The sequence below is a fragment of the Minwuia sp. genome (assembly GCF_048263705.1).
Taxonomy (GTDB): domain Bacteria; phylum Pseudomonadota; class Alphaproteobacteria; order Minwuiales; family Minwuiaceae; genus Minwuia.
Map to the genome: position 1 here is coordinate 75,909 of NZ_JBLXDV010000012.1, position 20,055 is coordinate 95,963.

General features: G+C 63.7%; 23 protein-coding genes. 5 read left to right on the plus strand and 18 right to left on the minus strand.

What is annotated here, in order from left to right; genetic code table 11:
* Nucleotides 1-8 precede the first annotated feature (8 nt).
* Nucleotides 9-1,088, minus strand: coding sequence for a Zn-dependent alcohol dehydrogenase (locus ACN0X7_RS16190; RefSeq protein WP_417519135.1), 1,080 nt, complete (start codon nt 1,086-1,088; stop codon nt 9-11).
* Between the two features lie 97 nt (nt 1,089-1,185).
* Here ACN0X7_RS16190 and ACN0X7_RS16195 point away from each other — a divergent pair, with 97 nt between their 5' ends.
* Entirely contained in the window at nt 1,186-1,809 is a 624-nt protein-coding gene (locus tag ACN0X7_RS16195) for a glutathione S-transferase family protein (protein ID WP_417519136.1), read from the plus strand.
* 205 nt (nt 1,810-2,014) lie between these two features.
* Here ACN0X7_RS16195 and ACN0X7_RS16200 read toward each other — a convergent pair whose 3' ends face one another.
* The gene (locus ACN0X7_RS16200) at nt 2,015-4,534 is read right to left on the minus strand and encodes an ABC transporter permease (RefSeq protein WP_417519138.1); all 2,520 of its coding nucleotides are present in this window, start codon (nt 4,532-4,534) and stop codon (nt 2,015-2,017) included.
* The gene (locus ACN0X7_RS16205; RefSeq protein WP_417519140.1) at nt 4,534-5,235 is read right to left on the minus strand and encodes an ABC transporter ATP-binding protein; all 702 of its coding nucleotides are present in this window, start codon (nt 5,233-5,235) and stop codon (nt 4,534-4,536) included. Before ACN0X7_RS16205 ends, ACN0X7_RS16200 begins: the two co-directional genes overlap by 1 nt.
* Nucleotides 5,236-5,329: 94 nt before the next feature.
* Between ACN0X7_RS16205 and ACN0X7_RS16210 the strand changes: the two genes are divergently transcribed.
* The 3 genes from ACN0X7_RS16210 (at nt 5,330) to thpR (ending at nt 6,906) form a co-directional block, all read left to right on the plus strand.
* Nucleotides 5,330-5,908, plus strand: coding sequence for an arylesterase (locus tag ACN0X7_RS16210; RefSeq protein WP_417519142.1), 579 nt, complete (start codon nt 5,330-5,332; stop codon nt 5,906-5,908).
* 71 nt (nt 5,909-5,979) lie between these two features.
* Nucleotides 5,980-6,327, plus strand: coding sequence for an arsenate reductase (glutaredoxin) (gene arsC, locus ACN0X7_RS16215; RefSeq protein ID WP_417519144.1), 348 nt, complete (start codon nt 5,980-5,982; stop codon nt 6,325-6,327).
* A 27-nt stretch (nt 6,328-6,354) separates the two neighbouring features.
* A complete protein-coding gene (gene thpR / locus ACN0X7_RS16220; RefSeq protein WP_417519146.1) occupies nt 6,355-6,906 on the plus strand; it encodes an RNA 2',3'-cyclic phosphodiesterase in 552 nt (183 codons plus the stop codon).
* A 5-nt stretch (nt 6,907-6,911) separates the two neighbouring features.
* Here the strand turns inward: thpR and ACN0X7_RS16225 are convergent, their stop codons facing one another.
* From ACN0X7_RS16225 to ACN0X7_RS16240, 4 genes are all read right to left on the minus strand, one after another.
* A complete protein-coding gene (locus ACN0X7_RS16225; protein ID WP_417519148.1) occupies nt 6,912-7,670 on the minus strand; it encodes an SDR family NAD(P)-dependent oxidoreductase in 759 nt (252 codons plus the stop codon).
* A gap of 72 nt (nt 7,671-7,742) precedes the next feature.
* Complete coding sequence (locus ACN0X7_RS16230; RefSeq protein ID WP_417519150.1) at nt 7,743-8,516, minus strand: SDR family NAD(P)-dependent oxidoreductase; 774 nt, start codon at nt 8,514-8,516, stop codon at nt 7,743-7,745.
* A 78-nt stretch (nt 8,517-8,594) separates the two neighbouring features.
* Nucleotides 8,595-9,107 (minus strand): peroxiredoxin-like family protein, encoded by a 513-nt coding sequence (locus tag ACN0X7_RS16235; protein ID WP_417519152.1) that lies wholly within the window; start codon nt 9,105-9,107, stop codon nt 8,595-8,597.
* A 57-nt stretch (nt 9,108-9,164) separates the two neighbouring features.
* On the minus strand, nt 9,165-10,079 hold the full coding sequence (locus ACN0X7_RS16240) for an RNA polymerase factor sigma-32 (RefSeq protein ID WP_417519154.1): 915 nt from the start codon (nt 10,077-10,079) through the stop codon (nt 9,165-9,167).
* 190 nt (nt 10,080-10,269) lie between these two features.
* Between ACN0X7_RS16240 and ACN0X7_RS16245 the strand changes: the two genes are divergently transcribed.
* Complete coding sequence (locus ACN0X7_RS16245; protein ID WP_417519156.1) at nt 10,270-10,872, plus strand: MarR family winged helix-turn-helix transcriptional regulator; 603 nt, start codon at nt 10,270-10,272, stop codon at nt 10,870-10,872.
* On the opposite strand, the gene ACN0X7_RS16250 is transcribed toward ACN0X7_RS16245, so the two are convergent.
* From ACN0X7_RS16250 to ACN0X7_RS16300, 11 genes are all read right to left on the minus strand, one after another.
* Entirely contained in the window at nt 10,873-11,331 is a 459-nt protein-coding gene (locus ACN0X7_RS16250; protein ID WP_417519158.1) for a hypothetical protein, read from the minus strand.
* Between the two features lie 8 nt (nt 11,332-11,339).
* A complete protein-coding gene (locus ACN0X7_RS16255) occupies nt 11,340-11,765 on the minus strand; it encodes a hypothetical protein (RefSeq protein ID WP_417519160.1) in 426 nt (141 codons plus the stop codon).
* A 627-nt stretch (nt 11,766-12,392) separates the two neighbouring features.
* Complete coding sequence (locus ACN0X7_RS16260) at nt 12,393-13,523, minus strand: acyl-CoA dehydrogenase family protein (protein ID WP_417519162.1); 1,131 nt, start codon at nt 13,521-13,523, stop codon at nt 12,393-12,395.
* A 45-nt stretch (nt 13,524-13,568) separates the two neighbouring features.
* Nucleotides 13,569-14,765: an acyl-CoA dehydrogenase family protein gene (locus ACN0X7_RS16265; RefSeq protein ID WP_417519164.1), complete on the minus strand. Its 1,197-nt coding sequence runs from the start codon at nt 14,763-14,765 to the stop codon at nt 13,569-13,571.
* Between the two features lie 83 nt (nt 14,766-14,848).
* On the minus strand, nt 14,849-15,178 hold the full coding sequence (locus ACN0X7_RS16270; RefSeq protein WP_417519166.1) for a hypothetical protein: 330 nt from the start codon (nt 15,176-15,178) through the stop codon (nt 14,849-14,851).
* Nucleotides 15,175-16,050 carry a hypothetical protein gene (locus ACN0X7_RS16275; RefSeq protein WP_417519168.1) on the minus strand — a complete coding sequence of 292 codons (876 nt, stop codon included), beginning with the start codon at nt 16,048-16,050 and terminating at the stop codon, nt 15,175-15,177. The genes ACN0X7_RS16270 and ACN0X7_RS16275 overlap by 4 nt, the downstream gene beginning before the upstream one ends.
* Complete coding sequence (locus tag ACN0X7_RS16280; RefSeq protein WP_417519170.1) at nt 16,047-16,379, minus strand: hypothetical protein; 333 nt, start codon at nt 16,377-16,379, stop codon at nt 16,047-16,049. Before ACN0X7_RS16280 ends, ACN0X7_RS16275 begins: the two co-directional genes overlap by 4 nt.
* A 12-nt stretch (nt 16,380-16,391) precedes the next feature.
* Complete coding sequence (locus tag ACN0X7_RS16285) at nt 16,392-16,526, minus strand: hypothetical protein (RefSeq protein WP_417519172.1); 135 nt, start codon at nt 16,524-16,526, stop codon at nt 16,392-16,394.
* An 86-nt stretch (nt 16,527-16,612) separates the two neighbouring features.
* Nucleotides 16,613-17,467, minus strand: coding sequence for an ABC transporter permease (locus ACN0X7_RS16290; RefSeq protein WP_417519174.1), 855 nt, complete (start codon nt 17,465-17,467; stop codon nt 16,613-16,615).
* A 4-nt stretch (nt 17,468-17,471) separates the two neighbouring features.
* Nucleotides 17,472-18,740, minus strand: a complete 1,269-nt coding sequence (locus tag ACN0X7_RS16295) for an ABC transporter permease (protein WP_417519176.1) — start codon at nt 18,738-18,740, stop codon at nt 17,472-17,474.
* 167 nt (nt 18,741-18,907) lie between these two features.
* Nucleotides 18,908-20,005, minus strand: coding sequence for an ABC transporter substrate-binding protein (locus ACN0X7_RS16300; RefSeq protein WP_417519178.1), 1,098 nt, complete (start codon nt 20,003-20,005; stop codon nt 18,908-18,910).
* Between the last annotated feature and the right edge of the window lie 50 nt (nt 20,006-20,055).

Sequence of the window (20,055 nt, forward strand, 5' to 3'; positions counted from 1 at the left end):
TAGCCAAATCAGAACACGATGACATTGCGCAGCGCTTCGCCCCGCCGGACGGAATCGAACGCTTCGTTGATCCGGTCCAGCGGGTATCGCCCGGTGATCAGTTCATCCAGCTTCAGGCGACCCTGCTGATACAGGGTAATCAGATAGGGGATATCGACCTGAATGCGGGCAGTGCCCATCTTGGAGCCGAGTATACGCTGGTTCAGCGCCGCGACGGTGCCGGGATCCAGATCGATCAGATCGCCGCTGGGCGGCATGCCGACCAGCACGATGGCGCCGCCCGGGGCCGCGATATCGAAACACTGCGCGATGGCCTGCTTCACGCCGACGGTTGCAAATACGTAATCGACGCCCTTGCCCGCCGTCAGATCGGCGATGGCCGTCTTCAGGTCATCGCTGCGGCTGTTCAGCGTGTGGGTGGCACCGAAGGTCTTCGCCGCTGCCAGCTTGTCGTCGGCGATGTCGATGGCCACGATCAGCGACGCACCGTTCAGCGCCGCACCCTGCACGCTGTTCAGGCCGACGCCGCCCGCACCGATCACCGCGACCGTCGATCCGGCCTCGATCCGTGCGGTGTTGGCGACCGCGCCGAACCCGGTGATCACACCGCACGCCAGCAGCGAGGCGGCATCCAGCGGTATCTCTTTCGGGATTGCGACGGCCTGACTGTGATCGACGGTGACATACTCGGCGAACGCGCCCGTGCGCAGCCCGTGGCCCAGCGGCTCTCCGGCGGTGGTCCGGATCGGCGAGGCGGTGTCCAGCGGAAACTGCGCGTCGCAGGTCACCTGCATGCCGACGGCGCAGGAGGGGCATTGGCCGCACGACCGGATCAGCGTGACCACGACGTGATCGCCCACCGCGAGGCCTGAAACCCCGTCGCCGACGGTCTCGACGATCCCCGCAGCCTCGTGACCGTAGACCGCCGGCAGGTCGCCGCCCCAGGCTCCGTCGGCGAAGAAAATATCGCTGTGGCAGATGGCGCAGGCGGCCATCTTCACGCGGATTTCGCCGGGGCCGGGCGGCGCAACCTCCACCTCTTCGATCGAGAGGGGCTGCCCGAAGGCGCGACAGACGGCTGCTTTCATGTATCGCTCCTTCGGGAGACGTGTTTTGCGGTCGCGCGCGCGGCGATCTCAACTATGCTCCCGCGTACCTGAAACGGAAAAATGCCGGAGCGCAACCATGGTCCTTCTTCATCATCTCGAACATTCCCGCTCGCACCGTGTGCTCTGGTTTCTGGAGGAGCTCGGCATCGACTATGAGATCAAGACCTATCAGCGCGATCCCGAGACCAATCTCGCGCCGCCGGAACTGAAGCAGGTCCATCCGCTGGGCAAGTCGCCGGTCATCGAGGACAAAGGCCGGGTCATCGCTGAAACGGGCGCGATCCTGGAGTATCTGTCCGATACCTATGGCGAGGGTCGGTTCGCGCCCGCCAAGGACAGCCCGGAGCATCTGGACTATCTGCAGTGGATACACTTCGTCGAAGGCTCGGCGATGCTGCCGTTCCTGCTCAGCCTCTATACCAGCCGGCTGGGCGATGCCGCTGCGCCGCTGATGCCACGCATCATGGGCGAGATCGACAATCACCTGGACTACATGGAGGGCGCGCTGGAAGGGCGTGACTTCCTGCTGGGCAGCGAGATCTCCGCCGCCGATTTCAACATGAGTTTCGTGACCGATATCGCCAACCTGCAGGGGTTCCTGGCGAAACGCCCGAACCTGAAAGGCTTCACGGAGCGCACGCAGTCCCGAGACGGCTACAAGCGTGCCCTGGAAAAAGGCGGCCCCTACAGGTTCGTCTAGGGCCGCCGCGTCTTCGACGGGATCGCCGGCTCCCGGACTGTCATTCCCGGTTTATCCGGGGGCCTTCCTGAATAGCTGACGCGCGCGGCGCTTGCCGGGTCGGCCGTTGCCCCCGCACGGAGGCGGGGGTGACTCTCCGTGCGTTGGGCCGTTCAAATCCGAAACCGGAACGTCTGGAACGACGGGGACATCGCTCCGACCTTGATCAGGCTTCGCGCAGTTCGGCGGCGGGTTTGCGGCGCAGAGCGCGGTGTGCGCCATACAGGCCGAAACCTGTCGTCAGCGCGATGGCACCGATGATGACGACGGCGAGCCGCACGGGAAGCACGCTGAAATCGCCCTGCATCACCAGATCGATGATCGCCCAGGCCGCCAGCGATCCGGCGATGGCAGCGACGATGCCGGTCGCCGTGCCCAGCAGCGCGAACTCGATGGCCTGTATCTTCAGCACTTGCCGACGGGTCGCGCCGAGCACTTTCAGGATGACGGATTCCCGGACGCGACGGCGATGTCCGGCGGCGATGGCGCCCGCCAGCACAATCAGGCCCGCGACCAGCGTGACGCCGGATGCGGCGCGGATCGCGGTCGAGATCTGTCCCAGCAGATTCTCGAACAGCTCCATCGCTTCCTTCACCCGGATGACGGTGATGTTGGGGAAGGTGTCGGTCACCGCCCGGAACAGGGCCTTGTCCGCCGTATCCGTGGCTTCCGCCGTCGCCAGGACGGTGTGCGGTGCACCTGCCAGCGCATTCGGGCTGAAGATCAGCAGATAGTTGATCTGGAACGTGCCCCAGTCGATCTTGCGCAGGCTGGCGATCTCAACGGTCAGGTCGCGGCCCAGCACATTGACGGTCAGCCTGTCGCCGATGCCGACGCCCAGCCCGGCCGCCGCCTCATCCTCGAAGCTGACCAGCGGCGGGCCCTGATAGTCGGCAGGCCACCATTCACCCTCGACGATGGGACTGTTCGGTGGCGGCGTGTCCATATAGGTCAGACCGCGATCGCCGCGCAGCACCCAGGCTTCCGACGGGTCCACGACAGCCTCGGACGCCGGCACCCCGTTGACGGCGGAGATGCGGCCCCGGAGGGACGGTACAGTCTTCACATTGCTGACCCCGTCGATGCCGTTGGCCATGGCCAGGAATGGCTCTAGCTGGTCGGGCTGGATATCGACGAAGAAGAAGGCGGGGGCCTCCTCGGCGACGCGCTGGTCGACCTGACCAGTGACATTGCCTTCGATCTGGGCGATGGCGGCCAGCAGGGTGACGCCCAGTCCCAGCGATATCATCACCGAGGCCGTCGGCGCGCCGGGCCGGTGCAGGTTGGCGAGCGCCATCCGGAAAGCTGTGCGCCGTGGGCCGATGGCGCGTTTCGCCAGGGCCGCGATGCCCATGGCGGCCAGGCGCAGCACGATGAACACGCCCGCCGCACCCAGAATGAACCACAGCGCGAACTGCGGCTCGGATGAGCTGAACAGGGTCAGCCCGCACAGGCCCAGCAGCGAAACTCCCGTGCCGAGCACGAACCATCGACCGGGCCGTCCGCCGGTTTCGCCCATGGCCGCGCGGAACAGTTCGGCGGCGCGGGTCCTGCGCGCCACACCGAGGGGCCAGAGCGCGAAGGTCAGTGTCACCAGCAGCCCGAACAGCACCGCCAGCCCCAGCACGCCGGGATAGATGGAGGCACTGGGCGGTGCCGGCAGGGCGTCGGCCAGCAGGCTGCCGGCGAGGAAAGGCACGCTGCCGCCGATCAGCAGGCCGACAACGATGCCGGCAAACGCCAGCAGGATGATCTGGATCAGATAGATGCGGGTGATGTCGCCACCGGTGGCTCCCAGTGCCTTGAGGACGGCAATCTGGCTGCGCTTGGCATCCAGGTGGGCCTTGACGGCATTGCCGACGCCGACGCCGCCCACCAGCAACGCGGTCAAGCCGACCAGCGTCAGGAAGATGCGGAGCCGTTCCAGGAACGAGGCGATGCCGGGTGCTCCATTGTCGCGATCCCGGACGCGCCAGCCCGCATCGGGCAATGCGTCGCTCAGCGCCGTGCGGAATGCGGCGACCGGCTCGCCGGTCGGCAGTTGCACCTTGTAGTGCCAGTGGATCAGGCTGCCAACCTGCACCAGCCCGGTCGCGTCGACCGCGTCGGCATGTACCATGATGCGCGGGCCCAGCGTCACCGCACCGCCTGACGAACGGTCCGGTTCGCGTTCGATCAACCCGCGCAATTCGAAATCCGCCGAACCGACCCGGACCTGATCGCCGATCTTCAGGTCCAACCGGTTGGCCAGAACTTCCTCCACCACGGCGCCTGGCAGGCCGGCGTTGGTGGCCAGCGCATCTGCCAGCGTGCCGCCGCCGGCCAGGTCGACCGTGCCGTAGATCGGGTAGGTATCGTCAACGGCCTTCAGTTCGGCCAGCGCGCGGTTGTCATTGCCGACCGCGCGGACGATGGTGCGCATTTCCAGCGTTGTACCGACCGCATCGGCGTTCTGGACAAGCCATGCATATTCGCTTTCGGTCGCGGGACGGTGGGTCAGACGCAGATCGACGTCCGCGCCCAGAATGACACGCCCGTTTTCCTTCAGCCCGTCGACGATGGACGACGTGAGCGAACCGACGCCCGCGATGGCGGCCACGCCCAGCGCGAGCGAAAGCAGGAAGATGCGGAATCCGGCCAGGCCGCCGCGCAGATCCCGGAGGGCCAGTCTGAACGCAGCACCCATCAGGCGGCGCGCCCGACGTCGGTGACTTCCTGGGAAGCAATCTCGCCGTCCTTAAGCCGCACGATGCGCTGGCACAGGCGGGCGAGTTTCTCGTCATGGGTGACCAGCATCAGGGTCGCGCCGCGGTCGCGGTTCGCACCGAACATCAGGTCGACGATCATCTGCCCGGTCTCGCCGTCCAGATTGCCGGTCGGCTCGTCGGCCAGGATCAGTTCCGGGTCCATGGCCAGCGCGCGTGCGAGCGCCACGCGCTGCTGCTCGCCGCCGGACATCTGGCTGGGATAATGGCCCTTGCGTTCGGAAAGGCCGACGGCTGCCAGTTCCTTCTCGGCGCGGGGGAAGGGATCGGCCTTGCCCGCCAGTTCCATCGGCGCGGCGACATTCTCGATGGCCGTCATGGTCGGCAACAGGTGGAACGACTGGAACACGATCGAGACATGTTCGCGGCGGAACAGCGCCAGTTCGTCTTCGTCCATGACGGTCATGTCGCGGCCCGCGAAACTGAGTTGCCCCGAGGAGACGCCTTCCAGTCCGCCGACGATCGACAACAGGGTAGATTTGCCCGAGCCGGAGGGGCCAAGGATGGCAACGCTCTCGCCAGCCCCTATATCAAGGTCAATGCCGTTCAGGATCTTCACCGGTCCGGCGGCCCCGTCCAGCGTCAGATGGACATTCTTGAGACTGATCAGGCTGTCACCCATGAATTCACTTCCGGCAATTTCAATACGATCCAGAACCCGATATGGCCGGGTCCTGCACCCGTTCAACGTCTTGTTGCTTTTGGTTACGCTGCTGATGGCCCAGCCGATCATGGCCGATGACACAAAACGGGTGGTGATGCTGGGCGATTCCATCACCGCGGGCTATGGCCTGAACGCGGGTGAGGAACTGCCGGTGCAACTTGAAAAGGCGCTGGAGGACAGGGGCATCACCGCAACGGTCGAGAATGCCGGCGTCTCCGGCGACACCACGGCGGGCGGGCTGTCGCGGCTGGACTGGGCGGTGCAGGGACAGCCCGATCTGGTGATCGTGGCGCTGGGGGCGAACGACGGCCTGCGCGGGATCGATCCGGCGGATACGCGTGCCAATCTCGCCGGCATCGTGGCACAGCTTCAGGACCGCGATGTGCCTGTCATGCTGGCGGGCATGTACGCCCCGCCCAACATGGGGTCCGAGTACGCCCAGCAGTTCAACGCCATCTATCCTGAACTCGCCGGTGCCGAGGGCGTGCCGCTCTATCCGTTCCTGCTGGATGGGGTTGCGGCGGAGGCCGAACTGAACCAGGCGGATGGAATCCACCCGAACCCGGACGGCGTGAAGATCATCGCCGAGCGGATGGCCGGACCGGTCGCGGATGTCCTGAATTCGCCATAGTCGGACGACAGGCTTGCACCGAATCGGCGCTTTGCGTCTGATTGCAGGGCAACAGCACAGGAGCATGACCCATGGATGTCACGATCTACCACAATCCCCGCTGTTCGAAATCGCGCCAGACGCTGGAACTGCTGCGCGAGAAGGGTATCGAGCCCTCCATCATCGAATATCTGAAGACGCCGCCCAGCGCGCCCGAAATCGCGGACATTCTGGCCAAGCTGAACCGGACCCCGCGCGAACTGATGCGGGTCAAGGAACCGGAATACAAGGAGCAGGGGCTGAATGATGCGGCACTGGATGACGGTGCTCTGATCAATGCCATGGTCGCGACACCGAAACTGATGGAACGCCCGATCGTGCTCGCCAACGGCCGGGCTGCGGTGGGCCGACCGCCGGAGGATGTGCTCAAGATACTCTGATACGCCGCAATCTGACGGAGCGATCCGATGAGACTGTTCGTGGGCATTCCGCTGCCCGAAGATGTCACACAGCGGCTTTCGATGCTGGCCGGCGGCATTCCCGGTGCGCGCTGGGTCGCGCCGGACAATTATCACATCACCCTGCGCTTCCTCGGCGAGACGGACGGGGGGCAGGCCGAGGACCTGATCGGCGATCTGTCCCGGTTGCGCGTCGCGCCTGTGCCGATTCGCATCGACGGCCTTGGGCTGTTCGGGGAGCGGCGGCGTCAGCGGATGCTCTACGCCGACGTGGTTGCCGACCCGGGCCTGTCCCATCTGAACCAGAAGATCGAGCAGATCGCCCAGCGCGCGGGGTATGCCCCCGAACGGCGTCGCTTTCATCCCCACATCACGCTCGCCCGCATGCGCAATCCCGACCGGAACAGGCTGGACAGATACCTGATCGAGAACGCGAGCCTGTTCCTGCCGCCATTCGCAGCCGACGGCTTCACGCTGTTCGAAAGCTTCCTCGGTTCCGAAGGCGCGATCTACGAACCGATCGCGGAATTCGGGATGGTCGAGCCGGTTACCGTCGTCTGACGTATCTACCTGCTGCCGCCGTCGATCTTCAGGATGGCACCCGTCGTGTAGCCCGCATGGTCCGACGCCAGATAAAGCGCGGCGGCGACGACCTCGTCCGGCTGGCCGCCGCGTTTCATGGCGATGGTGGTCTGGGCGCGTTCCTCGAAAGCCCGCAGATCCCAGGCCTTGGAAATGTCGGTCAGGAACGGACCCGGCATGATGCAGTTCACCCGCACCTTCGGACCCATCGCGTCGGCCAGCGCCTCGGTCATGGCGTTCAGGCCGGCCTTGGCCGCGGCGTAGGTGATGACGTTCTTGCGCGGACGGATCGCGGCGACGGACGAGATGTTGATGATCGACCCGCCGTCGCCCTCCATCATCCGCTCCCCGATCACCGAGGCGAGGCGGAATGGTCCCTTCAGGTTCAGGTCCAGCACCTTGTCGTAGAGTTCCTCGGTGATGTCGGTCGGCTTTTCATACAGCGGCGACATGCCCGCATTGTTGATCAGCACGTCGACCCGCCCGAATTCCGCGTATGCGGCGTCTATCAGCCTGTCGCAGTCGCCCCATTGCGCCACATGCGCACCGAAGGGCAGGGCGCGGCGGCCCATGGCCCGGATTTCCTCGGCGACGGCATCGCAGTTCGCATATTTGCGGCTGGCGACGATGATATCGGCCCCGGCGGCGGCAAACCCCAGCGCCATCTCGCGCCCCATGCCCCGGCTGCCCCCGGTGATCAGAACGACCTTGCCGGTCATGTCGATGATGTGTTTGGCGGTCATGATCGTATCTCCCCAGTTTCGGTCCTGCCAGGCTTGCCCCGGCACGAGGCCGGGGTGTTAATCCAAGCCTGATCAGAATCCGATGTGCGAACCACCATCAATTGTCAGGTGCTGGCCGGTGATGTAGCTGGCCCCGCCGCCCAGCAGGAAACAGACGGGTGTCGCGACCTCTTCGGGTGTCGAGAAACGGCCCAGCGGGATGCTGGCCATGTACTGGTCGCGGAATTTCTCGCCGCGGATGGTTTCGGTCATGGGCGTTTCGACCAGACCGAAGGCCACCGAATTCACGTTGATGTCGTGGCGGCCCCACTCACGCGCGGCGCTCATGGTCAGGCCCAGCACGCCGGACTTGGCCGCACCGTAGTTGATCTGACCGATGGTGCCACGCCGTCCGGCGATGGAGGAGACATTGACGATCCGGCCCGGTGCCGTGTCGCCGTCCTTGCGGCGGTCGATGATGTGACGGCCCACCGCCTGCAGGCACAGGTAGACGCCGGTCAGGTTGACGTCGATGACTTCCTGCCAGGTCTGCAGCGGCATCTTGTGGATCATGGCCGCGCGCACGATGCCGGCGTTGTTCACCAGCCCGTGGATCGCGCCGGCCTGCTTGACGGTGTCGTTCACCATCTGCTCGACGAAGCCCGCATCGGCCACCGAGCCGACGTGGATCAGCGTGTCGTCGCGGCCCAGCAGGTCGGATGTTTCCGCCAGCCCGTCCGCGTTCATGTCGTTGATGGCAACGCGCGCGCCCAGTTCGGCAGCGTGCTGCGCCACCGCTCGGCCAATGCCCTGCGCCGCGCCCGTCACCAGAATGGTATGGCCCTCAAGGCCCATCGGATTGTTCATGGTCGTTCCTCCCCGTCAGATCACCGACAGGGAGGATAGGACATTCGCGCGGTCAGATGAACGCGCAGTTATCGGGTATCAGGAAGCCGTTCCGCGAATGGGATAGCCCTTGTTCTGCACGAAGCTGATCCCGTTCAGGATGCTCGCGAGATCCGGGCGGGCAAACGGCGCGTTGGAAATGTCCAAGATCTGCACCTGACCGTCGGGGTTCGTCACGAACAGGCCCGGTTCGGGGAACTGGTGGTCGGTCTCGTTCGGGCGCGGTTCCGAGATATAGAGGCCGAGCTTCTGCATGGTCGCCTTGTCCATGCCATAGCCGACGGGTACGTCCACACCGACTTCCGCCATCATTTCGGTGGCCTGATCCTCTGAGTCGGCAGACATGGCGACGACTTCGACGCCCAGTTCGTCCAGCTTGTCCTTCAGGTCGGGAATGCCGCTCAGATAGCGCTTGCAGATCGGGCAGTGCTTGCCGCGGTAGACGATGGCCATCTGCCATTTGCCGGAGCCGCCGACCCTGATCTCGCCGCCGCCGACCTTCGGCAGGGTGAATTCGGGCATCTTGTCGCCGGGGGTGAATTTCTCGCTCATGGTTGCATTCCCTGTTCTGGTTATCCGGGCGATTACGTGGCCCGGGACGCGCGGCGATCAAGCCGCCAGATCGTCACCTTCCGGTGAGGCAAGCCGTTCCAGCCCTTCCGCGGCATCGCGCGCGCGGCGCAGGACCCCATCTGAAAGTTTCTGCAGCGCCTTGTGCTCGATCTGCCGGACACGTTCCTTGGTCACGCCAAGCTGCACGCCCAGTTCCTCCAGCGTCACCTTCTCGTCGTTCAGCTTCCGCTCGGTGACGATCATGCGTTCGCGGTCGGTCAGGTCGGCCAGGGCCGCGCGCAGCCAGCGTCCGCGCGTGCTGCCGTCGCGGTTGGTCATGGTGACGTCTTCCGGGCTGGGCCGGTCGTCCACCATGAAATCGCCCCATTCGTCGCCGCCTTCCTCGCCCAGCGGCACGTTCATCGACTGGTCCCGCGACGACAGGCGGTCCGACATGGCGATGACCTCGCGCTGCGACACCTTCAGCCGCTCCGAAATCTGCGTCCGCGCATCCTCCGACAGGCTGGTGGCACCGGCTCCGTCGATCTGTGCCCGCAGCCGCCGCAGGTTGAAGAACAGGGCCTTCTGAGAGGCGCTGGTGCCTGAGCGGACGATGGACCAGTTGCGCAGCACGAATTCCTGCATCGACGAACGAATCCACCAGGTCGCGTAGGTCGAGAAACGCACGCCCCGTTCCGGTTCGAACCGCGCGGCGGCCTGCATCAGGCCCACACAGCCTTCCTGCACCAGATCGGCGCGTGCCAACCCGTAGGCGCGGAATTTCGATGCCGTCGATACCACCAGACGCATGTAGGCCGAGACCAGTTCGTGCAGGGCGCGCTCGTCGCCCTCGTCGCGCCAGCGAAAGGCCAGATCCTGCTCATGATCCGCGGAGAGCAGCGGCATCGACATGGCGGTCGAGATGAAGCGCTGCTCGTTCCGGGCGGAGTGGATGCTGTCGTCGTGTATCATGGCAACCGTCCTTCTGTATGTCCTGTCCCCGCCTGCCAGACCCGAAAGGATCCCTGTAGACCGGGGGCCAGACGCGACCGACCGTCACGCTGTGCACGGTCACGCTGGACAATTGGTTTCGCCTCGATACGTTATGGGTATGGCAAAAGCCCCTCAAGTGAAAAATTTCGAGTCGAAACCATACGAAAACTTGGTTGACGATGCAGCGGGTCGACCCGGCTTCGGCGAGGCCGGGCCGCGCGTCGCCGAGCTGATCGACCGGTTGGGCAGGCTGACGCGGGAACTGCAGTATGTGGACGGGCTGAACCCGGCGCAGTGGGAAGCGTTGCGTTTCCTCAGCCGGGCCAACAGATATTCGCGCACGCCGGGCGCGGTGGCGCAGTTCCTGTGCGCGACCAAGGGCACCGTCTCGCAGACCATCACCGCGCTGGAGAACAAGGGCCTGCTGACGCGCCGTCCCAGCGACCGTGACAAGCGGGTGTGCCTGATTGATCTGACGCCGCAGGGTGAATCGCTGATCCTGCGCGACCCGGTGAAGCGGATCGAACAGGCTGTCGCCACGATGGACGGCGATGCGTCCGCCGCCATGGTGCAGGGGCTCAGCCGTCTGCTTGCGGCGGTTCAGGACAACAAGGATGCGCCGCTGTTCGGTGTCTGCGCTGCCTGTTGCCGTCACATTCCCCGGGGCAGCGGTTGCGGCGAAGCGGCGGACACGGCCCGCTGCGGCATCACCGGCGAGCCGCTGAGCACCGACGAGACGCGCCGGGTGTGCGTGAACTACAGCAACGGCTGACTATCGCCTGCCGTCCCGCCAGGCCGGGCCCGTAGCGGGGTGCGCCGTATCGGACAGGCTCACCGTCTCGGAGACCAAGGTGAAAGCCGGTGCTTCCGGACGGACGATGGCGTGAAAGTCGATCATCAACCGAACCGCTTCCGCGCGCCTCGGGCAATCATGAATCAGCGTCAGGGTCAGCAGCGCGGGGTCTTCTTCGATGGCAACCTCGGCGGCGGGCAGCGCGCGGGCGTGGGCGAGCCTGTCGATCATGGCCCGGAAATCCGCCGACCGCTGCCGCACTTCAGACACTGAAGCATCGGACCGCGAATCCTGCCGCACCTGAACCATGCAATCGGCCCGCGTCTGCACAACCGGATCCGCGACGCGCCACACCTCTGGATCGAGTGTCCATTTGTCGAGCGTGAACAGATGGACCGCGAACAGCAGGGCTGGAATGATCATGGCGACAGTCAGCAAGACGATTCTCATCGTGGCTCATCCCCATGTGCTCGATAACCTCGAGGGTCGCTCTCGTCGGCGGTATAGAAAACGATGCGATCGTCGTCCGACGTTCTGAATGCATGAATATCCGCGAGCCACCGGGCACGCTCCACGCGATCCGGACAGGGGGCGTGGAAGTCGAGTGTGGTTCGCCGCGGCTGCCATTCATGCAGGATGGTCTTGATCCCGAACCGAAGAGCGTTCGATGTGCCGATCGCCATTTCAGAATATGTGTCTACAGTTTCGGGAGTCCGGCTGCCTTCCTGATCGAAAGCTCTGACACCAACCCGACAATCAACAGTCGGGCTTTTCGGTGAGACGCCATCCGATCCAAAGAGAAAGAGGACAGAAGCAGAGACTGCAGCGAAAATCGTCATTGTTGCTGCGATCACCAGACTGGATCTGCTCATCGGCGATCAGGCTCCGATATCTGACGTTCCCTTTTCGGCAGGTACAAGTTGATATCCGACCACGCCGAGTTCGAATTGTAGTGCGGCTGCGGCGGCACCTCGATTCGAACCTCCCGGCCATGCTCGTTCTCGTAGGGCGGGTCAAGCCGGTTGAGCCGATCCACAAAGGGAAGATCATGACCACCGCGCTCAATTGGTCGACCCGACGGCGGCTTCACAAGCACTTCAGGCTCTCCATCCTTGTCCAAAGGGTGCCAGAATACATGATACCGCACCCCATCCAGTCCCAAGGTCTTGGTAGATTGCTGGATATGTATCGGTCCACGAACCCTAACATTTCGCTGTCCGGAAACCCGCTCGCCTGCGACGGGCTCCGGCCATACTTTCCGAGCTCCGATAGCGCTGACTTCGTGCGGCGCGTGTCCGTCTTTCGGACCGAGCGATCCGGTCCGACCTCGTCTTCCAGTTCCAGTTCAAACATTGCAGCCTCCTTTGTTGCCAATGGAGACGATCATGAGGACCGGGGGATTATGCGTTACGTGTTTCCGAACGTCCTGCGCCCGGACGAAAACGGCCCCGGATCGGATGATCCGGGGCCGTGATCCCGTGCGCTCTGTCGCGGGTGGATTACTGCGTCAGGGCGGCGAACTGTTTCAGCTGCCAGTCGCGGTTGCCGAACATGGTGTCGATCTGCATCAGCCGCTTGTAGTAGTGGCTGATCTTCAGTTCGTCGGTCATGCCCATGCCGCCGTGCATCTGCACCGACTGCGCGCCGACGAAGGTGCCGGCCTTGCCGATCTGGGCCTTGGCGGCGGAGGCGGCCTTGCGGCGTTCCTCGTCGCTTTCGTCCAGCTTCAGCGTGACCATGTAGGACATCGACCGGGACTGCTCCAGTTCGATGAAGCAGTCGACCATGCGGTGCTGCAGCACCTGGAACTTGCCGATCGGCACGCCGAACTGCTTGCGGGTCTTCAGGTATTCGTTGGTCTCGTCCTTCAGCACTTCCATGCAGCCGACGGCCTCGGCGCACAGCGCGGCCAGCGCGCCGTCGGTGACCTTCTCGATCACGCCCATGGCCTTGCCTTCCTCGCCCAGCAGCGCGTCGGCACCGACCTCGACGCCTTCCAGCATCACTTCCGAGGCGCGCAGGCCGTCGGCGGTCGGATAGTCGCGGCGCGACAGGCCGTTCGTGTTGTTGTCGACGATGAACAGCGAGATGCCGTCACGGTCGCGCTGACCGCCCGAGGTGCGGGCCGAGACGATGATCTTGTCCGCGCTCGCTGCGCCATAGACCACCGACTTGTGACCGGACAGCTTCCAGCCGTCGCCGGATTTCTCGGCCTTCGTCGAGACATCGGCCAGGTTGAAGCGCGAGGTCGGCTCGGCATAGGCGAAGCTGATCTTGCACTTGCCCTCGGCGATGGCGGGCAGGATCTCGTTCTTCTGGTCCTCGGACCCGGCCTCGGCGATGAAGCCGCCGCCCAGCACGACCGTCTGCATGTAGGGTTCGGTAACCAGACCGCGGCCGATGGCCTCCATCACGATCATGGTTTCGATCGGACCGCCGAAGCCGCCATATTCCTCCGGCAGGCCCACGGCCAGCCAGCCCAGCTCGGCGAAGGTCTTCCAGTTGTCCTCGGAATAGCCGTCGTCGGAATTGGCGATCTTGCGCCGCTTCTCGAAGTCGTAATCGTCCAGAATGAAACGATCCACGCTGTCTTTCAGGAGCTGCTGCTCTTCAGAAAGATTGAAATCCATGTGTCTTCCTCCCGCTCGTGCCGGCGTCACGCGCCGACGGTCAACTTAAAGTCCCAACACCATCTTTGCGATGATGTTTTTCTGAATTTCGCTCGACCCGCCGGCGATGGTGATCGCGCGCATGAAAAGATGCTGCGCCAGCACGCCCTCGGCATGGTCGGGACCGACCGGTGTCCAGTTGCTGCCGGGCGCATCGTCGCGCGTGTCGTAGGGCGCGGCATAGTACCCGAGCGCCTCGACAGTCAATTCGGTAATCGATTGCGTCACTTCTGACCCGATCAATTTCAGCATGGAAGCCTCCCCGCCCGGCGGCGAGCCGTCCTGCATGCCGGCCAGCGTGCGCAGGTTGGAATATTCCAGCGCGGTCAGCTTGACCTCGGTCTCCGCAACCCGTGTCGAGAAATTGCTGTCCTCGATGAGCGGTTTGCCGTCGGCCTGCGTGGCGAAGGCGATATCCTTCAGCTTCTGCAGCAGCTTCTTGTTCCAGGCGACCTCGGCGATGCCTGCGCGTTCGTTCCCCAGCAGGAACTTGGCGTAGGTCCAGCCCTTGTTCTCCTCGCCGATGCGGTTCGCGACGGGCACGCGCACATCCTCGAAGAAGACCTCGTTCACATGGGCCGCCTGATCCATCAGCTTCAGAGGGCGCACGGTAATGCCCGGCGTCTTCATGTCGATCAGCAGGAAGCTGATGCCCTGCTGCGCCTTGCCCTCGGACGAGGTCCGCACCAGGCAGAAGATCCAGTCGGCATATTGCGCCAGCGAGGTCCAGATCTTCTGGCCGTTGACGATGTAATCGTCGCCGTCGCGCACGGCGGTGGTCTTCAGGCTGGCAAGATCGGACCCGGAACCGGGCTCGGAATAGCCCTGGCACCACCAGTCCTCGCCCGACAGGATGCGCGGCAGGAAATGCGCTTTCTGGTCGGGCCGCCCGAAGGTGTAGATGACGGGGCCGACCATCTGGATACCGAACGGCAGCAGGGGCGGCGCATGGGCCTCGTGGCACTCCTCGTCGAAGATATGCCGCTCGGCCGGGCTCCAGCCCTGACCGCCGTACTCTTTCGGCCACCAGCCGCCGATCCAGCCCTTCTGGTGCAGGATCTTCTGCCAGCGCATGTAGTCGTCGCGCTTCAGTTCGCGGCGGCTGCGAACCTTCTCGGCCAGATCGTCGGGCAGGTGCTCGGCCAGAAAGGCGCGCACGTCCTCGCGAAAAGCCAGTTCCTCGGCTGAAAATGAAAGGTCCATCGACACCCCTCCCCGGATTGGCCAAAACTACCGCGCCGGTCAGGCGGCTGTCCACGGTGCCGTTGGGGCAAGGCGCAGCGGCGTCAGGAGTGGCGTCTCACCTGCCAATACCCGAACTGGATCAGCCGTCTGGTCAGCGTCAGCGGCACAAAGACGATCAGGAAGTAATAGACCGCGGCGAAGATGGTGAAGTTCCAGCGCGGCTTGCAGTACAGATCCGGTGCGTACTGATCCGACATCGGCACCCAACCGCTGCCATCGTAGACGATCTCACAGAAATCCTCGAAATCGGCGTCCTGAACAATGAACCAGTAGACGACGAGGGAAATCGCAAGAATCGCGGAAACACCAAATTCGACAAGCAGCCACCTGATCGGATGCTTACTGTCATGCGACTTCGGGTTGCTTGTCATTCTCGGTTCCATGGTTTCTCAGCGTAGATGCGACCGACATATGCGCCAATGTCGTTGGTCTTTTCGCGACCGAGGAAATTCCAGACGGAGGCTACGGCAGCCGGGCTCGGATTCTCAAGACGGTCAGTAATGCGTTTTATCAGGATGACACCAGCTTCGATATTGGTCGCTTCGTCATCGAAATCCGCGTTCTGATCTGACATCAACTCGTCCCAGGGTGTTGGCTTGATATTCATAGGAGCCTTGGATTTCGATAGCCCCAAGTAGTCGACCAGTTCGTTGATGTTTGCGAAATTTCCTCTGGCATTTTCCATGAACATTATTGATTTGACCAAGTCAGGGTCTACCCGATGTTTTTCGGCGAATTCCTCAATCTTGGCGGCGTGTTTCGCGACAGTTTCCGCACCGAAGTCTTGGTCCTCCCACCATGGCGCACGAGATTGAGCGGAGGGGTTATGCCAAAACCGAAAGACCGCCGCATCATTGGCCAGGATGTTGTTTTTCCGATCTGCCTCAAGGTTGATCTCAGGGAGCCTCGGACCCGCGTCGGCATTTGCTGACGCGTTCTTGGTGACACCGCGTCGCATGGCGTCGGAATGTGACCAGCCGCCGAAGGCGGGGTCGTCGAAGTCGGTGGGGTTCAAGGACTTGTGCAGGTGCGGTGTTCCTGCCTTTGGCTTCGGAGCGGGCGCTGGCTTGGCCGCAGGCTTCGAACGGGCCGGGGGCGATGCCGGAACGGTTGCTGCGCGCGCGGTGGTGGGGTTCGTGCCGCCACGCAGATTGTTCTGTGCCAGACGCCGGGCCGCGAAGGGACGGGTGAGGCGTTCCAGTCGCGTGGCTGCAGCGCTGCCGGGATCAATCCGGCCGGTCACCGGCAGCCGGTATCCGCGCTCGAAGGCGCTGACAGCGAAGGTGAAATCCGGGTCGTCCTCGGCGTCATCGTCCGGGCGCGCGGCCCTGGTGCCGGGTACAGACCCAGGCCACCCAGCGCGGACTTGGCGCGCTTCACGTCATCCGGGCGGTTCGCGCCGCCGGAACCGACCGAAGCCGACACGCGGGTGCCTGCCAATCCGTCCCCGCTGTCGTCGGATTGCTCGAAAAGCGCCGCATTCAGGGTCCGCTCGGTCGGGCCACCGGGCCGAATCCAGCCGTCGGGGTCGAGCCCCTCACGTTCCTGGAAAGCTTTCAGGCCGTCGTGCATCGGCTGATCGGGTCAGTTGGTCAGACCCCAGTCCGGCACCTTGTAGTCTCCGGTCTGGCGCAGGGCCGACTTGGTCTTCAGGACATCGTCCTCGTCCGCGGCACCATTGGGCATGATGTGATCGTTCAGGGCAAATGGCGTGAACATCGCTCTCTCCTCATCAGGTTGATGAGGGGGAGAATGACGTCCTGACGTTTATCCGTTGCGGGAATCCGAAGCCCCGGTGACTTTTCCTACGTCTGCTGGATGCCGCGCATGCGTTCGTTGCGGCGGCGGAGCAGTTCCAGCGAGAACAGCAGCAGCATCGAGAAGATGGTCAGCAGCGTCGCGACCGCCAGGATGGTCGGGCTGATCTGCTCGCGGATTCCGGAGAACATCTGCCACGGGATCGTGCGCTGGTCGAACGAGCCGACGAACAACACCACAACGACCTCGTCGAAGGAGGTGATGAAGGCGAACAACGCGCCGGAGATGACGCCGGGCGTGATCAGCGGTACGATCACCTTGAAGAAGGTCCGGACCGGCGTCGCGCCAAGGCTGGCAGAGGCGCGGATCAGATTGTTGTCGAAGCCTACAAGCGTTGCCGTCACCGTGATGACGACGAACGGCGTGCCGAGCGCGGCATGGGCCAGGATGACGCCGATGTGCGTGCCCTGCAGGCCGACCGAGCTGTAGAAGAAGAACATGCCCGCCGCCGAGATGATCAGCGGCACGATCATCGGCGAGATCAGGATCGACATGATCAGCGTGCGATAGGGCATCACGGGCCGGGACAGGCCCAGCGCCGCCAGCGTGCCGAACGAGGTCGACAGGATGGTCGCGAATACCGCGATGATCAGCGAATTCTCCACCGCACCCAGCCAGTTCGGATTGGTGAAGAAGTCCCGGTACCACTCGGTGGAATAGCCCGCCGGGTCCAGCGCCAGCATTTCCGGCGTGAAGGTGAAGAACGGCACCGCGTTGAACGACAGCGGGATGATCACGATCAGCGGGAACACCAGGAAGAACAGGACCATGCCGCAGATCACGCGGAAGGCGTAATACCAGATGCGCTCGATCGGGGATGCGTAGGGTTGCAGTGCAGCCATCGTCTCAGCCCAGCTTCATGTTATCGATGCCGACGATCTTGTCGTACAGCAGGTAGAAGACCAGCACGATGCCCAGCAGGATCACGCCCAGCGCGGCGGCCAGTCCCCAGTTCAATGACGACGAGATGTTGTAGGCGATGCGGTTCGAGATGAACGTGCCGTCGGTGCCACCCACCAGTTCCGGCGTGATGTAGTAGCCGATGGCCAGAATGAACACGAGGATCGCGCCCGCGCCGATGCCCGGAATCGTGTTCGGGAAATAGACCTTCCAGAATGCCGGGAAGGGATGCGCCCCCAGCGACGTGGCGGCACGCATGTAGGTCGGCGGGATGGTCTTCATCACGCTGTAGAGCGGCAGCACCATGAACGGCAGCAGGATGTGCGTCATGGCGATCACGGTGCCGGTGGCATTGTGGATCATGGCCAGTCTGCCGTCGTCGCCGATCAGGCCGATGAAGACCAGGATATCGTTGATCACCCCCTGTTTCTGCAGCAGGGCGATCCAGCTTGTGGTCCGGACCAGCAGCGAGGTCCAGAAGGGCAGCAGCACGCAGATGATCAGCAGGTTGCCGATGCGCGCCGGCTGGGTTGCGATCAGCAGCGCGATCGGAAACCCGAGCAGCAGGGTCAACAGTGTGATCACCGTCGACAGGATGATCGTTCTGAGGAACAGCTTGCCGTAGACGGCCTTGTTGCTGTCGACGAATTCGATCGAACCGTCCGGCGTCTGCTTGGCATCGACCGCGGACAGGAAATAGCCCGCCGTGTAGGGGCCGGAAAACTGTTTGATCGTCTGCCAGGTCTCGACCTTGCCCCAGTCCTTGTCGGCCTTGATCAGGGCTTCCTTGTAGGGGCCTTCCTTGATCCGTCCGGCCTTGCGCGCCGAGCCGCGGAAGAGGCTGGACATACCGGGACGTTCATAGTTCAGGCGCTGCCCGACCTTGGTGTTCTCGCGGGCCGCCTTGGCCTCGACCAGGTCCTCGACCATCGCCTTGAAGACGGCCTCGTCGGGCAGTTCGCCCGAGGTCTCGTCCCAGTCCTCCAGCGCCTCGACCGAGCGGGGCAGGATCTCGGCGACGATGTCGTTGTCGACCGAGCGCAGCAGCATGTCCCCGATCGGGATCATGAAGGTGACCATGATGAACAGGAACAACGGCACCACCATGCCCACCGCGATCAGCTTCTTGCGCATCAGGGCGCGGTTCAGGCTGGCACGAAGGGGGCGTCCGTCAGCGGTAACCAGACCGCCTTCGACAACCGTGGCTTCGGTCATGGCCGGACCTCACTGTTCGTGCAAATTCTGTTTCTCAGGTGCTGCATGCCGGAAGGGCGAACCACGCCGCTCGGGGATGAAGCATCGTTTCCGTGCGCCTGCCGGTCGGGAAGGCAACCGGGGCGGCGGTTTGCCACCGCCCCGGAATCCTCAACCGAACGTCGGGCCTACTGAAGCAGCCAGGCCTGGAAACGCTCGTCGATGTCGTCACGATTGTCCGCCCAGAACTCATAGTTGTAGAGCAGGGTGGTCTTCGCGTTGTTCGGATCGGTCGGCATGTGCGGTGCCATCTCGATGCCCAGTTCGGCGTGCTTGCCGACCAGCGGAGCCGACGACTTGCGGGCCGGACCGTAGGAGATGTACTTGGCCTGATCCGCCAGACGCTGCGTGTCCGTGGCGAACTTCAGGTAGTCCATCACCGCGGCCTCGTTCTTGGTGCCCGTCGGGACGATCCAGCCGTCCAGGTCGAACACCTGCCAGTCCCACAGCATCGCGATCGGCTGCTTCTCTTCCTCGATAACCGAGAACAGACGACCGTTGTAGGTCGAGCCCATCACGACTTCGCCGTCAGCCAGCAGCTGCGGGGTCTGTGCACCCTTGGTCCACCAGACAACATGGTCCTTGATCGTGCCCAGCTTCTTCAGGGCGCGTTCCTGGCCTTCGGGCGTGCCCAGCACGTCATAGACGCGAACCGGATCGACGCCGTCGCAGATCAGAGCCCACTCCATGTTGTTGATCGGGTTCTTTTCCAGCGCGCGCTTGCCCGGAATGCCTTCGACGTCGAACACATCGCAGACATCGGTCGGCGTCTTCTTCACCAGATCGGTGCGATAACCGAAGGTCGTCGAATAGACGATCTGCGGGATGAAGCATTCCGAGACGATCAGATCGCCGAAATCTTCCGATGCGGGCGTGCCATCAGGGGCTGGGGCCAGGACCTTGTCGTGGTCGATGACCTTGGCCAGGCCTTCGTCGCAGAGACGGATGGCGTCCGCGGCAACCACGTCGACCAGATCCCAGGTCACGTTGCCGGCTTCGTTCATCGCGCGCAGCTTGGCCACGGCCTCGTTGGCGGAATCGTCGTTGACGATCTTGACGTCAGGATTCGCGGCCATGTAGGGGTCGTGATAGGCGCCCTGCTGGCTGGCGGAATAGGCGCCGCCCCAGCTGACGATGACCAGCTCGGTTTCGGCGGATGCCGTACCGGCAAAGCCGATACCGCCCGCCATCGCCGCCGCTGCGGCTGTCAGTGCTAATTTTTTCATGTTTAGCCTCCTTCTTTTCGCTACTTGGTTTCGGACTGTTGAGGGTCGGC

Coding starts and splice junctions, on each gene's coding strand:
- ACN0X7_RS16190 (WP_417519135.1), bottom strand. CDS start 1,088: ATGAAAGCAGCCGTCTGTCGCGCCTTCGGGCAGCCCCTCTCGATCGAA.
- ACN0X7_RS16195 (WP_417519136.1), top strand. CDS start 1,186: ATGGTCCTTCTTCATCATCTCGAACATTCCCGCTCGCACCGTGTGCTC.
- ACN0X7_RS16200 (WP_417519138.1), bottom strand. CDS start 4,534: ATGGGTGCTGCGTTCAGACTGGCCCTCCGGGATCTGCGCGGCGGCCTG.
- ACN0X7_RS16205 (WP_417519140.1), bottom strand. CDS start 5,235: ATGGGTGACAGCCTGATCAGTCTCAAGAATGTCCATCTGACGCTGGAC.
- ACN0X7_RS16210 (WP_417519142.1), top strand. CDS start 5,330: ATGGCCCAGCCGATCATGGCCGATGACACAAAACGGGTGGTGATGCTG.
- arsC (WP_417519144.1), top strand. CDS start 5,980: ATGGATGTCACGATCTACCACAATCCCCGCTGTTCGAAATCGCGCCAG.
- thpR (WP_417519146.1), top strand. CDS start 6,355: ATGAGACTGTTCGTGGGCATTCCGCTGCCCGAAGATGTCACACAGCGG.
- ACN0X7_RS16225 (WP_417519148.1), bottom strand. CDS start 7,670: ATGACCGCCAAACACATCATCGACATGACCGGCAAGGTCGTTCTGATC.
- ACN0X7_RS16230 (WP_417519150.1), bottom strand. CDS start 8,516: ATGAACAATCCGATGGGCCTTGAGGGCCATACCATTCTGGTGACGGGC.
- ACN0X7_RS16235 (WP_417519152.1), bottom strand. CDS start 9,107: ATGAGCGAGAAATTCACCCCCGGCGACAAGATGCCCGAATTCACCCTG.
- ACN0X7_RS16240 (WP_417519154.1), bottom strand. CDS start 10,079: ATGATACACGACGACAGCATCCACTCCGCCCGGAACGAGCAGCGCTTC.
- ACN0X7_RS16255 (WP_417519160.1), bottom strand. CDS start 11,765: ATGAGCAGATCCAGTCTGGTGATCGCAGCAACAATGACGATTTTCGCT.
- ACN0X7_RS16260 (WP_417519162.1), bottom strand. CDS start 13,523: ATGGATTTCAATCTTTCTGAAGAGCAGCAGCTCCTGAAAGACAGCGTG.
- ACN0X7_RS16265 (WP_417519164.1), bottom strand. CDS start 14,765: ATGGACCTTTCATTTTCAGCCGAGGAACTGGCTTTTCGCGAGGACGTG.
- ACN0X7_RS16270 (WP_417519166.1), bottom strand. CDS start 15,178: ATGACAAGCAACCCGAAGTCGCATGACAGTAAGCATCCGATCAGGTGG.
- ACN0X7_RS16280 (WP_417519170.1), bottom strand. CDS start 16,379: ATGCACGACGGCCTGAAAGCTTTCCAGGAACGTGAGGGGCTCGACCCC.
- ACN0X7_RS16285 (WP_417519172.1), bottom strand. CDS start 16,526: ATGTTCACGCCATTTGCCCTGAACGATCACATCATGCCCAATGGTGCC.
- ACN0X7_RS16290 (WP_417519174.1), bottom strand. CDS start 17,467: ATGGCTGCACTGCAACCCTACGCATCCCCGATCGAGCGCATCTGGTAT.
- ACN0X7_RS16295 (WP_417519176.1), bottom strand. CDS start 18,740: ATGACCGAAGCCACGGTTGTCGAAGGCGGTCTGGTTACCGCTGACGGA.
- ACN0X7_RS16300 (WP_417519178.1), bottom strand. CDS start 20,005: ATGAAAAAATTAGCACTGACAGCCGCAGCGGCGGCGATGGCGGGCGGT.